Origin of the sequence: Labilibaculum sp. K2S, assembly GCF_030372765.1 — a bacterium.
GTDB lineage: Bacteria > Bacteroidota > Bacteroidia > Bacteroidales > Marinifilaceae > Labilibaculum.
Window position 1 is genome coordinate 60,510 of sequence record NZ_JAUCMW010000006.1, and the last position, 13,199, is coordinate 73,708.

Here is a 13,199-nt window from a genome sequence, read left to right on the forward strand (position 1 = left end):
CCTTATATATATATCCAAATATTTTAATACTTTTGAGTCTGAAAATACCCCGAATTCGCTATTTTCCTATTGCATTTCGGTTACTAAAAGCATCTCAATTATGGAATATATCAGTCAGTTTTTTATCGATTTTATAGATATCTTAAATGAGATGTCCCCCTACCTAATGCTAGGTTTTTTATTTGCAGGAATTTTGAAAGTGGCATTTCCGCAGAAATTTATCGACAAATATTTAGGTCAGAAAAATGGAAAATCCGTTTTATACGCAGCACTTCTTGGCATTCCTCTACCATTGTGCTCCTGTGGAGTAATCCCAACCGGTATTTCATTTTATAAGAGTGGCGCTTCCAAAGGTTCATCTGTATCATTTCTGATCTCAACACCCCAAACTGGTGTAGACTCAATTTTAGTTACTTATTCCTTATTAGGATTGCCTTTTGCAATCATTCGTCCCTTTATAGCATTACTAACCGGACTGTTTGGTGGACTGCTCACCAATCATTTTGATAAAGATGAAAAAGCAATTCCGGTACAAAGCCCGGATTCTTGCTGCTCTACCGAAAAAGAATCGGACTGTGGATGTGAAGGAGAATGTAATACCAAATCTAAAAAGAAGAAATCGCCAATCTACACGATGTTTAAATATGCATTTGTAGACTTTCTGCAGGACATTTCGAAGTGGTTGATTATTGGACTTCTATTAGCTGCTGTCATTTCGGTTCTAATTCCAGACGATTTTTTCTCTGCATATATTGGAAATGATTTTATTGGTATGCTGGTAATTCTTGTGGCATCTATCCCACTGTATATTTGCGCAACTTCATCGGTACCAGTGGCTGCTATTTTAATGATGAAAGGCATTTCTCCCGGTGCCGCCTTGGTATTCCTAATGGCTGGTCCGGCAACCAATGCCGCAACCATTACCGTACTAAATAAAGTTCTGGGCAAAAAAACAATGTGGTCCTACTTACTGTCAATTGTTACCGGCGCCCTGCTTTTTGGACTGTTAATCGATAATGTATTCCCCAGAGAATGGTTTACTATGGGCGCATTGCATGATCATATGGGGGCACATGAAGGACATTGGATGCTTCCTGACTGGTTGAAATGGGGAAGTAGTATTGCATTAGTTCTATTGATTATCAATGGCTATTTACAAAAATATATTTCCGGCAAAAATAAGCTTAAATCAACTGATCCTGAAATAGCTGTCAACAAAAAACTGGTAATAGTGAATGGGATGAGCTGTAATCATTGTAAAAACAGTGTGGAAAAACACATTGGAGCCATGAAAAACATTACTCTGGCAGAAGTAAATCTGGAACAAAAACTTTTGCAGTTAGAAGGAAATAATATCGATTTACAAATCATAAAAAAAGAACTGGAAAGCCTTGGTTTCGAATTTGGCGGAGAGGTGAAAAACAAAAACTAAGTCACTCTCCGGTTTCAAATATTCATTTGGCAAAAATAATATTTGTAAATACGACTTAAAAACTCCTCCTTTTCATCCATATTATTGCTTAAATTCCATAATTTCTTACAAATACAACCCTTGTTCTGCAACATAATTGGTGGTTTTTACCCATTTTAAGATTTTTTTGAACTAAAATTCCCACACCGCGAAATACCACCCCTATAAACTGCTGATTTTCAGATAATCTAATCTCTCCAAAGCATGTGTGATTTATGATCAACACATGCATACATCTTTATATTTAATTACTTGAAAACTTCGAAATTTTGATTACATTTAAATGTTCTACAACATATCTATACTGTGTATTATTCTTTTTGGAAAAATATTTTTCTAACTATCAGATGGATTAGTTGATTAAAAACAAAGCCTTTACAGGCTTTTAAACGAAGACCAAAATATGATCAAGAAGATTTCAAAAGTCCTTGTTGCAAATCGAGGAGAAATTGCTCTGCGCGTTATGCGATCATGCAGAGAATTGGGAATTCTTTCTGTTGCTGTTTACTCCGATGTCGATCGAACATCTATGCATGTGCGATATGCCGATCAGGCCATTCATATCGGACCTGCAACATCAGCGGAAAGTTATTTAAATATTGATAAAATAATAAATGCAGCAAAACTGGTTAAGGCTGACGCCATTCATCCTGGTTATGGATTTTTAAGCGAAAATGCTGAATTCTCAAAACGCTGCGAAAAAGAAGGTATCATTTTCATAGGTCCTACTCCCGAGGTAATCGCGACAATGGGTGACAAAATTACCGCCCGTAAAACAATGATTACCAGCGGTGTTCCTGTAGTTCCGGGGACCAAAGAAAATCTGAAAGATGAATCGACAATACTTAAAACAGTTCGGGAAATTGGTTTACCGGTAATGATTAAAGCTTCTGCCGGAGGTGGTGGAAAAGGAATGCGAATGATCGACAAAGAAGAGAATATTCTGGAAGGGCTAAGAGCTGCAAAATCCGAAGCCATGGCATCATTTGGCGATGATGCAGTTTATATCGAGAAATACATTTCTTCTCCTCATCACATCGAGTTTCAGGTTTTAGGAGACAAACACGGGAATGTAATTCATCTTTGCGAAAGAGAATGCTCTGTTCAAAGACGACATCAGAAAGTGGTGGAAGAAACGCCGTCTCCGCTGATGACTCCTGAATTAAGAGCACAAATGGGAGAGCATGCTGTTGCTGCAGCCAAAGCAGTTAATTATCATGGGGCAGGCACCATTGAGTTTCTTGTAGACAACGATCACAACTACTATTTCCTTGAAATGAATACACGATTACAAGTTGAGCATCCTATCACCGAAAGGGTAACCGGATACGATCTTGTGAAACAACAAATTTTAATTGCCGAAGGACACGAATTGAAAATGAAACAAGAAGATATTTTTCAGTTCGGACATGCAATCGAGTGTAGAATTTACGCAGAAGATACCGATAATAACTTTATGCCAAGTCCTGGAGTGATTACCCACATTACCGAACCAATGGGTTTAGGGGTAAGAACCGATGGCTACGTTTATGAAGGATATGAAATCCCTATTCATTACGACCCAATGATCTCCAAACTAATTATTTGGGCCAGAACAAGAGAGGAAGCGATAGAACGAATGCGGCGAGCTCTCTTCGAATACAAAATTACCGGTGTAAAAACCTCAATCAAATATCTTGAAAAAATCATGGATTGCCCTGACTTTAGAAACGGCACCTACGATACTCACTTTATTCAAAATAACGAAGATTTTCTTCTTGCTGCGGACGAAGCAAAGCAGTCTTTTGAAGATCTGGCCATAGTTACCGCCTTTATCAATTATCACAACAAACTGAAAAGCACTCAAATTTGTCCAAAATCATCACTGCAAAACAAGTGGAAAGAATTTGGACGCAGAAGGGGAATGTTTAGAGCGAGTGAAAACTAAAGGACAAACAAAAAAATAATAAAATGGCAATTGAAATAAAATTGGGCGAACGCATGGCAAAAGTTGAACTTTTAGCCGAAGAGGGAAATCAAATCAAAATAATGGTTGACTCCAAAGAGTACAATCTGGATATGCTGCAAGTTGAAAATGGCGTGTACTCTGTTCTATATAAAGGCCGCTCCTATAATGTGGAATTAATTGAAACTGATTCTTCAAAAAAGTATTCAGTCAACACATTTTACCATTCCTATGATGCGGAAATTATCGATGCTGAAACCAAATATCTGCAAGCAAGGAATTCGGGTAACCTTGAAGCTACAGAGAGTACAATCACCTCACCAATGCCGGGAAAAGTAGTAAAAATTCCTGTTGAATTGGGGAGTGAAGTGAAAAAGGGGGACACCGTAATTATTGTATCAGCAATGAAAATGGAAAGCGAATACAAAGCCATGAAAGATGGTATTGTAAAAGAAATCTATGTTCATGAAGAGGATATCATCGATGGAAATCAACCTTTAGTGTTTATTGACTAATTAAAATTACAAATTAACAATTGTGAGTTATTAATTATGAATTCCACAACTTGAGGAGACATTCATAATTTATCATTCAAAATTTATAATTATAAAGAAATGTTGACACTTGAAGACAAAATTAAAAAGTTTGAAGAATTAAATAAAGCCGCCGAAGCTGGTGGCGGACAAGATAGAATAGCAAAACATCATGCTGGTGGTAAAAAAACTGCCAGAGAAAGAATCATGGATCTTATGGATCCCGAGACTTTCGTGGAGGTTGATAAGATGGTTACTCACCGCTCTACCGATTTTGGTATGGAGAAAAACAAAATCCTTGGTGATGGAGTTGTCTGTGGTTATGGCAAAATCGATAGCCGTTTGGTTTATGTTTTCGCGCAGGACTTTACCGTTTTTGGCGGTTCGTTGAGTAGTGCCAACGCCGATAAGATTGTTAAAATCACAAAATTAGCTATGAAAATGGGTGCTCCCATTATTGGTTTGAATGATTCGGGAGGAGCACGAATTCAGGAAGGAGTGCAAAGTTTAGCCGGATATGCTGATATCTTCTATCAGAATGTAAGAGGTTCCGGGGTAATTCCGCAGATTTCTGCAATTATGGGTCCATGTGCAGGTGGTGCAGTTTACTCTCCTGCTCTTACCGATTTTATAATGATGGTGAAGGATACAAGCTACATGTTTGTTACCGGACCCGATGTAATAAAAACAGTAACTCACGAAGAAGTAAGCAAAGAAGAACTAGGTGGAGCAATCACTCACAATTCTAAAAGTGGTGTTGCTCATTTTACTGCCGATAACGATGAACAAGCCATGATAATGCTTCGTGAATTGATTGGTTTTCTTCCATCAAACAATATGGAAGATCCACCAATAAAGCCTTGTACCGACAATATTCACCGCGAAGATGAAAAACTTCAAACAATGGTTCCTGTTGATCCCAACAAACCATACAACATCAAAGATATTATCGAGACTGTTGTAGATGATCACAACTTTTTTGAAGTGATGCCGCTATATGCACAAAACATATGCATTGGCTTTGCCCGATTGAGCGGAAAACCTGTTGGGATTGTAGCTAATAATCCTGCTTTTATGGCTGGAGTATTAGATATCAACAGTTCTGTAAAGGCAGCAAGATTTGTGCGTTTCTGTGATTCTTTTAACATTCCGCTAATCACTTTCGTGGATGTGCCTGGTTTCCTTCCGGGAACTGCTCAGGAATTTGGCGGAATTATTAAACATGGCGCTAAGCTATTATACGCTTTCGCAGAAGCTACTGTGCCAAAAATCACTTTAATCACCCGTAAAGCATATGGTGGTGCTTATGATGTTATGGCTTCGAAACACATTGGTGCAGATGTTAATTACTCCTATCCTACAGGTGAAATTGCCGTTATGGGTGCCGAAGGTGCCGTTAATATCATGCACAAAGGACTTACAGAATCGGAAAGAGCGGATGCTATTGAAGATTACCGTGACAAGTTTGCTAATCCTTACAAAGCTGCAGAATTGGGATACATCGATGAAATTATTCAACCCAAACAAACCCGCCACAAATTGGTGCAGGCTTTGGATATGTGTGCAAACAAAAGCGAACAGAATCCACCTAAAAAACATGGTAACATTCCATTGTAAAAAAGAGTTTAAACAATCGGAAGAAGAAAAAGCACTGCGAATATTCGCAGTGCTTTTTCTTCTTCCGATTTATTAATAGATTGAATTGGCAACCTGAAACGTTTACTTACTAACTTTTCATATCGTTACATCTACAGCGCAAACCATTGTGATCAATCCCGAAAACTATTTCGACACGACGAACACAGATTTACATAAATAAAAAACAAAAAATTAACATATTAACAACTCTACCATCACAATTATTCCGTAAATTCAGTTAGATATTAACTTTTAACCCAAAAGCTATGGATACAAAAAATGAAGGACTTAGAGATGTCTGTCAGGAAGCATTAGAGTGTTTGAATAAACCTGGAAACGAAGCATACAACGAACTAAAATCAAAATTAGAGTATGTAATTGGCAGTTACAACTACGACAAAAATCCTGTTGGCCTTTTCGAAATTGGTAATCTTGCATTAATTGCTCTGGAAGAAATTAGTGCCGAGAAACCTCGCAAAGTAAAAAAAACATTACTCAAAAATTTAAAAGAAAACTTACTTCAAAAAGTTGAGGCCTAAGACTAAGCAAAGAGCTTGTTCATTGCTGAACAAGCTCTTTTAAGAATTTACACCAATTCCAATCGATATATCTTGGTGGTGTTATCAGTGATCTTAAATCGATCATCCATGCGATGCCCAACAACCCATACAATTTTATTGCCTGACAACAACAACCAGGTGTTTTCCTTCTCCTGAAGAGTGAATTTTTGATCGATAAAGAAATCGGAAATCTTCTTTTTGCCCTTCATGCCAATCGGATGAAATGAATCTCCTTCCTTCCATTTCCTCAACGTAAGTGGAAACTGAAGTTTATTCGCATCAAAACAGGCAATTTTAGTGCTATTGGGAAATTGAAATCCGGGCGTTCGATCCAGAAACGAAATCTTTAGCTCTACTGGTAATTTAAGCTTAGCTTCCTCATCCGCAATTAAATATTCATTATTATTCTCTTCTGAAATCTCCGTAAGGATTAAATATTCCCGATCTCGCAACAGTTGATGGCTTGCCGAATAAAACAACTTACCGGAAATTCCATGAATCGATTCCGCAATTTTACGAACATCACGATGATGAAAGCCATATGGAGAAAGCAGCTCGTACAAATGAGACACAGGTGCCAAAAGCTCTTTTAACTTGGGGATTGAAATTAACAACTGATTCTCCCGTGTAAAAACCAAGTGCAAACGGTTCTCTTCAATTACCCTGTTGTAAATCTGCTCCACCTCACGAAAACGCTGTACATTCTCGGTCATGGTAGCACGAATGGCCGGATTAATTTCCTCCAACACAGGCATAATCTGATGTCGGATTTTATTCCGGACATAATCAGTTTCTGCATTTGTTCTGTCCTCACGAAAATCAATAGAATGATTTTTTGCATATTCAAGCAACTGCTTACGCGGAAACGGCAGCAGTGGGCGTATAATTTTACCTAATTTGGATTTGATTCCTGATAAACCATGAATACCCGTCCCACGAGCCAAATTTATCAGCACTGTTTCTGCAACATCATCTGCATGATGGCCAACAGCAATGTATTTGTATTCTGAAGTTTCACGAACCTGTTCAAACCAATTGTAACGCAGGTCGCGAGCAGCCATTTCGATAGAAATTTTATTCTCGGCAGCATACTTTTTAGTATCAAAATCTACCGAGTAAAATGCCAAACCTTTCTCCTTAGCCAAAGTCTTCACAAACTCAAAGTCACCATCTGATTCCTGGTCCCGCAAATGAAAATTACAATGAGCAACCCCGCACTCCACTTCCATTTTGCAAAGAAGATCAAGCAAAACAACGGAATCAACTCCACCGCTTACCGCAACCAGAATTTTTTCGTCGCGATAAAATAAATTTTCCTCTTCTACAAAACGAACAATTTTACGTTGCATCAAATAATATTTTAGTGGTAACCAATGAGAATTTTACTCAAAGTTTTAAAGGTAAAAAATCCCTTACTCTTTTAACACTTTCATAATGGCTTTTGCCTTTAACATACATTCCTCATATTCCTTTTCAGGATTTGACTGCATGGTAATAGCCCCGCCAACCATAAAAGACAGGTAATGATTCATTGCGTTATACTGAATACTTCGAATTACCACATTAAAATCAAAATCACCATCAGGAGTGATGTAACCAACTGCTCCGGAAAATAATCCTCTCTTGGTCCATTCATATTTCTCAATCAATTTCATAGCTCTAACCTTTGGCGCACCGGTCATCGATCCCATAGGGAAAGTCTGACGAATTGCTTCCACAAAATGAACATCTTCTTTCAGCTCCGAAACGATGGTCGATATCATTTGATGAACCTGCGGAAATGTATAAATACCGCACAATTCTTCAACTATTACAGAGTCCTTTGCTGCAGTTCTCGACAAATCGTTGCGAACTAAATCCACTATCATGATGTTCTCGGCTCTCTCCTTAGGATCAGAAAACAAATTCGCCTTAATCAGCTGATCTTCTTCTTCATTCGCACCTCTTTTAGCAGTTCCCTTAATGGGTTGAGATATAATTTTCCGTCCCACTTTTTTAAGATAGCGCTCCGGACTTGCGGATAACAAATACTTCTCTCCCATTCGGTAAAAACACGAATATGGGGTGGGCGAAACCTTCATTAATTTTCGAAACATTTGCCTTGGCCGGATATAAGTATCCTCCGCATAAAATTCCTGACAAAAATTGACTTCATAAATATCGCCTATTCGGATGTGCTCCTTCAATTGCTTGATCGCTTTTAAATACTCTTCCCGGCTGATTCTGGATTTTATTTCCGAAACTGTAACCTCTTTCTCTACTGGTACAGATATATTCTGGATATTCATGACCAAATTATAAATGTCCTCTTCAGAAAATTCCTCATCGAAATAATGAACCAATAACGTATCTACATCTAAAAGAAACACCCAACGCGGACGAAAAAAATTCATTTGCGGCATATCCAGACCATCAAGATTGTCCGAACTTAAATTCTCAATCTCATTTTTAAGATCATAACCCAAATAACCAAACCACCAATCTTTTGCAAAATCGATCTCAGTTTTTAGGGTGTCGAAGCAATTCTTCTCCGGTTCAATAATTTGAAGGGCATCGATGCCGGCAACCAACTCGTAAGTATTGTATTCCATTTTCGAATTCTCCTTCAGGTTCACTTCGTGACTGTCAAGAATACTTACGCATTGAAACTTCTTGCTCCAAAAAAGCAATTGTTCTTTAAATTTTGTTGTGTCGGATATATGGAAAGTAAGCCTTTTTCGCATGCCGCAAATTTAAGGAAAAGATGTGTGGAATCTCTTCTCTTCTACAAAATAGAAGAAATATTGCAATACGATATGAAGTGAATATTAATTTAAGGAGATCTTCCGAAGACTTTATATGATCATTTTGTTTGAATGTCTTATCTAAAACTCTGAGAACATATTTTTGGGTTTTTCGTCACATTGTCATCAGCAATATAACTTACGACGAGTTTCTCATCCTGTCATCACCAACTTTAGACAATCTCTTATTTGTTTTATCTCCATTTAGGTTCAACAGGAACTCTTTCACCATCGGCAACAGTATGCTCTTCCAAAGAATTTTCTTTAGACTGGATTACCATATATATCATTGTTTCGTTAGAAGAATTACAAATACCACGTTTCCCTTGTGGTGCAACTCGTATCACACTGCCTTCTTTTATACCAAAACAATCTTCGTCTACTTGAAAAAAACCGAAGCCTTTTATAATTATATAGGTTTCTTCATTTTTTCGGTGAATGTGAAAATAAGGTTGCTCAGATTGTGGTGGAAGCGAATTAAACGAAATTTCAGTGCCGGTTGCTTTAGTCGCATCTTTCAAGAAAACTTTTCCTTCTATTAAACTTTTACTTGCAGGATGAATTAGAGAGTAATCCATTATATCCTTTAAATCACCTAAATTAACTGCACTGTAATTAATACTTTCTGATAACTTTTCAACTTCTTTCATTCCTTATTTTGTTAATTTATTTTCTGATAAAAAACGAGTATTTTGTCAAAATATCATCCAAATATGAACGGTATTTTATTCCATCTTCATGATTAACTCATCCATTGAATTGTACTCTAATAAACCTTTAAAATCAGCAAACTCAATTATTTTTGAATCCTGCTCAACAGTCATTTTATCAATCATGCTCTTTGTTGCCAAACCACTTACAAGAACACGACTATCAGTATTAACATGAACGAAAATACAATTACCCACATGATCAGCACTGAATTTTGGTAACGAATCGCCCATGAATAAAACTAAATTCAGAATTTTATTTTCGAAGACGTACTTCTTTCTCTTGTAATTTTTTTTAGTTCGTTTATCCCAATCAAATTTCCGGAGACCAATTAGATTCTCAAAAGCATATTCTGAAAATATATCATCTCTTAACCGACTATAGTATAGTTGCCCTTCCATTCTATCCCTTAATTTGCCCATATCAGACAATTCAAGATGCTTTAATGCTATTGATTGAATATTAGCTTCTATATATTTAGGGATATTTACTCTTTTAAAATAAACTAATTGATTTAAAAGTACTTTATTCATCTTGGCAAAATTCAATATATGTATTCGTTTTCATTATATCTACTTTAAAATTCTCATTATCTTTCTTCATAATAATGACACTATCAAAGCCTAATTTATCTAGTTTTTCAATCGTTGCTAATTCTCCTTCTTTCAATTGCAAAACCTTTCGCAACAACCAGTCTGAAAGAGCCTTATTAGGATTGGTCATTAATGCTTTTGAGTTTTCCTGACAAAGTTTTGCATTAAAAATTTCTCCTGTTGGAATTTGTAAGTTAAAATCAATCTCTCTTTTGGGAAAAAAATTTGGGTAATTTTTATGCAATTCAGCAGGAACAGGAATATATATTTCTCCTAAATCTCTTTTCCGTCCACTTGCATTCCACTGATTTAACCCACTTTTTCCAAATACAAATTTCTCATTTCCTTTACGTCCATAAAGTGGCAAGATTACATAATCTCTGCCCTTCACAAATTGTTCAACTGCTGGTCTAAATCCTTTACGCCCCAATAAATCAAGCAATACAGCATATGGATCATCAATTATTTCTATAGGTAATATATACGCTTTTGGAGGTATTACAAACCTTCTAAAAAGAGTACTTTTCGAATAATTAAAAGAATAAAAATTAAGTCCATCCTCAAATTGCAAACTTGCCTTATTTTCTTTTACCGAATGTATTTTTTCAACATCAATAAATTCATAATCAGTCTCATAAAGTAGTAATTCCTTTTCTTTTCTTGCTACAATATGATACAATGATTTTTCAATATCGTAAATCCTATTGGCTAAATTAATCCTTTCATTTCTATATTCACCCAATTTTAAAGCCAAGTCCTTGCCTTTAAAATCTTTTAAAACTCTTGATAAAGAATTAAATTCAGCAATTTTTTCAATGCTGTTATCCTTACTGCAAGTGAAGGTTTTTAAACCAATCCCAAGCGAATTGTATTTTGCATCAAAAGCAGTATCAGAACGTGATAGATTAGTTGCACTAAAACTTCTGCAAAAAATATTTTCTGCAACACGGTAGTTTACAAAAGGAACCGAACTCTCGCTAAACAAACCTGAAAGCATCGAAACAGCAGAAAGCAATTTTAAATAATCTCCATGATTCGCCTTATCTATTTCCGCAAATGATATCATAAAACCATAAGAATTTGGTTAGCTATTCTTTCAATTAAGCTTGTTGTTACCGAATTACCTGCCTGCATATACAAATTACTATTGGCTAGCTTTGGCAAAATAAAATCATGAACAGGGTAGCCTTGAAATGCAAAGCATTCTTTAGGAGTTAGTTTTCGAATTCCAAAATCATCTTTAATAAGTGGCACATTATGCCCGCCGGTACCCATATTAGCAGTTAATGTTGGACAAACATTATTTTTATTTTCTCTCACATAAACCCTACGCCATTGATAAACGGTATCTTTCGAAATCATCGACCTCTCCAATTCCGGGTAATATTTATGATCTTTTTTGTAATAATAAATATCATCCTGCTTCCCTTTTTCTATAAAATCATGAATGGTCTTTGTTAATTTTATCTCTTCGGGAAATTCAAAATTTAAATAATTTTCAACCTGATCAGGATCAAAAGCTACAATAAAAATCCGCTCTCTGTTTTGAGGAATATTTGCATGTGTTGCCGAATTTAAAACTTTGTGAAACACTTTATAACCTAACTTTACTTCTAATGTTTCAAGAATTACTTTAAACGTATTTCCTTTATCGTGAGAAACCAAATTTTTAACATTTTCCAGAAAAACAACCTTAGGGTGGTGCCTTTCAATGATTTGTTCCACATCAAAAAATAAAGTCCCCCGGGTATCAGCAAAACCTTTTCGATTCCCGGCAATTGAAAATGCCTGACAAGGAAAACCCGCACATAAAATATCAAATTGATCAGGAATGTAATTTTTATTTTTCTCGTTGGTTATATCTCCAAATGGAATCTCCCCAAAATTTACTCGATAAGTCTTTTTTGCTCCACTATTCCATTCACTGGTATAGATGCATTTCCCTCCTGCATTTTGCAATGCAAGTCTAAACCCGCCAACACCGGCAAAAAGATCAATAAACTTAAACTTGTAATTTTCAGGAGTTGGGAATGGCACATTTTCAACTTCAGATAAGAGTTGTTGTAAGGCATTTTCCAGCAATACAGGGGAATTATCGCTTTGCTGTTCGCATTCCAAAAAAATATTGAGAGTTAGCAGTGCATCCTTTTCATAGTGCTTTTTCACACCATTTTGGTAATTATGAAGGTAATGAGTTAATACGGCTTTGTCTTCAGCCTCTTCAACAAGCTTTAGCTGGGATTTATCCCTCCCCAAATTATCTATACTTATTGTCTGAATTGAACTCATTCTAATTTCCTCAATAATTTAGGGAGCAAGATACAAAAAAATAGTTGCTTTTTAGACTGAAAACTCTTGACGTCAATGTTTCAATCACTTGCATAATCAATACTTTTAAATGATTAATTATTTTATGAATCTCTATTTTGCTGCTTAATATTTAATTTGTATTGCCTGCAACAACACATTAAAAACAAACTTTTACCACAGACATCTAAGACCAATTTGTTTTAAAAATCACAAAAACCTCTCTTTATTTTTTAAACATAAAGTATACAGCCAAAATTAAAAACAGGAATGCAATGATATGATTCATTCTAAATGCTTCTGTTTTAAATACCACAAGTGTAAAAATGGCAAAAACCACTAAAGTTATAACCTCTTGCAATACTTTCAATTGGATTAACGAAAATGGGCCATCATTCCCTTTAAAACCTATTTTATTAGCAGGAACCTGAAATACATATTCAAACAAAGCAATTCCCCAGCTAATCAGAATAATTGAAAACAAGCCTAGTTTACCAAACCATTTCCATTCAGAAAATTTCAAATGCCCGTACCATGCAATTATCATGAATGTATTGCTAAATATTAGAAGTCCAATTGTTAATAAACCTTTCATTTAAAATTCCTTTTAACAGATTATTTGTTACTAAACATTGTCTGTATTATGGTATATCCAGAC

The 13,199-nt window shown here is 35.9% G+C and carries 12 protein-coding genes; 5 read left to right on the plus strand and 7 right to left on the minus strand.

Annotation, left to right across the window (positions count from 1 at the left end; genetic code table 11):
• The first annotated feature begins 100 nt into the window (after window positions 1–100).
• The 5 genes from QUH73_RS09500 to QUH73_RS09520 all read left to right on the plus strand — a co-directional run bounded on the left by QUH73_RS09500 (window position 101) and on the right by QUH73_RS09520 (window position 6,126).
• Window positions 101–1,432, plus strand: a complete 1,332-nt coding sequence (locus QUH73_RS09500) for an SO_0444 family Cu/Zn efflux transporter (protein ID WP_289530200.1) — start codon at window positions 101–103, stop codon at window positions 1,430–1,432.
• 442 nt (window positions 1,433–1,874) lie between these two features.
• Window positions 1,875–3,398 carry an acetyl-CoA carboxylase biotin carboxylase subunit gene (accC, locus tag QUH73_RS09505; RefSeq protein WP_289530201.1) on the plus strand — a complete coding sequence of 508 codons (1,524 nt, stop codon included), beginning with the start codon at window positions 1,875–1,877 and terminating at the stop codon, window positions 3,396–3,398.
• A gap of 23 nt (window positions 3,399–3,421) precedes the next feature.
• Window positions 3,422–3,931 (plus strand): biotin/lipoyl-containing protein, encoded by a 510-nt coding sequence (locus QUH73_RS09510; RefSeq protein WP_289530202.1) that lies wholly within the window; start codon window positions 3,422–3,424, stop codon window positions 3,929–3,931.
• Between the two features lie 99 nt (window positions 3,932–4,030).
• Complete coding sequence (locus QUH73_RS09515) at window positions 4,031–5,566, plus strand: acyl-CoA carboxylase subunit beta (protein WP_289530203.1); 1,536 nt, start codon at window positions 4,031–4,033, stop codon at window positions 5,564–5,566.
• A 287-nt stretch (window positions 5,567–5,853) separates the two neighbouring features.
• Complete coding sequence (locus QUH73_RS09520; protein ID WP_289530204.1) at window positions 5,854–6,126, plus strand: hypothetical protein; 273 nt, start codon at window positions 5,854–5,856, stop codon at window positions 6,124–6,126.
• Between the two features lie 47 nt (window positions 6,127–6,173).
• Here QUH73_RS09520 and tilS read toward each other — a convergent pair whose 3' ends face one another.
• From tilS to QUH73_RS09555, 7 genes are all read right to left on the minus strand, one after another.
• Window positions 6,174–7,496 carry a tRNA lysidine(34) synthetase TilS gene (gene tilS, locus QUH73_RS09525; RefSeq protein WP_289530205.1) on the minus strand — a complete coding sequence of 441 codons (1,323 nt, stop codon included), beginning with the start codon at window positions 7,494–7,496 and terminating at the stop codon, window positions 6,174–6,176.
• Between the two features lie 63 nt (window positions 7,497–7,559).
• The gene (gene pabB / locus QUH73_RS09530; RefSeq protein WP_289530206.1) at window positions 7,560–8,870 is read right to left on the minus strand and encodes an aminodeoxychorismate synthase component I; all 1,311 of its coding nucleotides are present in this window, start codon (window positions 8,868–8,870) and stop codon (window positions 7,560–7,562) included.
• A 254-nt stretch (window positions 8,871–9,124) separates the two neighbouring features.
• Complete coding sequence (locus QUH73_RS09535) at window positions 9,125–9,580, minus strand: cupin domain-containing protein (protein WP_289530207.1); 456 nt, start codon at window positions 9,578–9,580, stop codon at window positions 9,125–9,127.
• Window positions 9,581–9,655: 75 nt separating this feature from the next.
• Complete coding sequence (locus tag QUH73_RS09540; protein WP_289530208.1) at window positions 9,656–10,174, minus strand: hypothetical protein; 519 nt, start codon at window positions 10,172–10,174, stop codon at window positions 9,656–9,658.
• Window positions 10,167–11,300 (minus strand): hypothetical protein, encoded by a 1,134-nt coding sequence (locus QUH73_RS09545; protein WP_289530209.1) that lies wholly within the window; start codon window positions 11,298–11,300, stop codon window positions 10,167–10,169. The genes QUH73_RS09540 and QUH73_RS09545 overlap by 8 nt, the downstream gene beginning before the upstream one ends.
• On the minus strand, window positions 11,297–12,523 hold the full coding sequence (locus tag QUH73_RS09550; protein ID WP_289530210.1) for a DNA cytosine methyltransferase: 1,227 nt from the start codon (window positions 12,521–12,523) through the stop codon (window positions 11,297–11,299). The genes QUH73_RS09545 and QUH73_RS09550 overlap by 4 nt, the downstream gene beginning before the upstream one ends.
• 244 nt (window positions 12,524–12,767) lie before the next feature.
• Entirely contained in the window at window positions 12,768–13,136 is a 369-nt protein-coding gene (locus QUH73_RS09555) for a DMT family protein (protein WP_289530211.1), read from the minus strand.
• Window positions 13,137–13,199: the final 63 nt, after the last annotated feature.

Coding starts and splice junctions, on each gene's coding strand:
- QUH73_RS09500 (WP_289530200.1), top strand. CDS start 101: ATGGAATATATCAGTCAGTTTTTTATCGATTTTATAGATATCTTAAAT.
- accC (WP_289530201.1), top strand. CDS start 1,875: ATGATCAAGAAGATTTCAAAAGTCCTTGTTGCAAATCGAGGAGAAATT.
- QUH73_RS09510 (WP_289530202.1), top strand. CDS start 3,422: ATGGCAATTGAAATAAAATTGGGCGAACGCATGGCAAAAGTTGAACTT.
- QUH73_RS09515 (WP_289530203.1), top strand. CDS start 4,031: ATGTTGACACTTGAAGACAAAATTAAAAAGTTTGAAGAATTAAATAAA.
- QUH73_RS09520 (WP_289530204.1), top strand. CDS start 5,854: ATGGATACAAAAAATGAAGGACTTAGAGATGTCTGTCAGGAAGCATTA.
- tilS (WP_289530205.1), bottom strand. CDS start 7,496: ATGCAACGTAAAATTGTTCGTTTTGTAGAAGAGGAAAATTTATTTTAT.
- pabB (WP_289530206.1), bottom strand. CDS start 8,870: ATGCGAAAAAGGCTTACTTTCCATATATCCGACACAACAAAATTTAAA.
- QUH73_RS09535 (WP_289530207.1), bottom strand. CDS start 9,580: ATGAAAGAAGTTGAAAAGTTATCAGAAAGTATTAATTACAGTGCAGTT.
- QUH73_RS09540 (WP_289530208.1), bottom strand. CDS start 10,174: ATGAATAAAGTACTTTTAAATCAATTAGTTTATTTTAAAAGAGTAAAT.
- QUH73_RS09545 (WP_289530209.1), bottom strand. CDS start 11,300: ATGATATCATTTGCGGAAATAGATAAGGCGAATCATGGAGATTATTTA.
- QUH73_RS09550 (WP_289530210.1), bottom strand. CDS start 12,523: ATGAGTTCAATTCAGACAATAAGTATAGATAATTTGGGGAGGGATAAA.
- QUH73_RS09555 (WP_289530211.1), bottom strand. CDS start 13,136: ATGAAAGGTTTATTAACAATTGGACTTCTAATATTTAGCAATACATTC.